Annotated in this window: 1 protein-coding gene; it reads right to left on the reverse strand. The window is 37.4% G+C overall.

Translation table 11 applies throughout. The features are described 5' to 3' along the window. On the reverse strand, positions 1-211 hold a 211-nt coding region (locus V7266_RS17105; RefSeq protein WP_420491436.1), incomplete at its 3' end, for a lactate/malate family dehydrogenase. Positions 212-409 lie beyond the last annotated feature (198 nt).

A 409-nucleotide genomic window follows, 5' to 3' on the forward strand; every position in this document is an offset into this window, starting at 1 on the left:
AAGAGCCGCTCCATACGTTGATAGGGGACGGAGCAAACGGAATTCCGTGGTTCAGGTCCATCGCTTCGCCTTCTGATTTTGCTTCATTCACATCGATCAATACTAATTCTTCTGCTACTCCTTGATTTATCATAGAATAGGCATAGCTGCATCCAACTGCACCTGTTCCGATTAATACGACTCGATTGACTTTCTTATTTCTGTTTTCCATGATGTTCTCTCCCTTTTATATGAAATTTAATAAAATGAAATATGCTAGATTCTTGCTGTGTTTTTCTATTAATTAACAACTTGATGATGTTAGTATATCACCAGTTTGTGAAGTTTTTCACAATAAATGTGACATTAATATGAACCTTGCGTTGAAAACCTTTACAATTAGCACGAATTAGCATGAGAACCGTCCCCG

Origin of the sequence: Neobacillus drentensis (assembly GCF_036965645.1) — a bacterium.
GTDB lineage: Bacteria > Bacillota > Bacilli > Bacillales > Cytobacillaceae > Neobacillus > Neobacillus drentensis_D.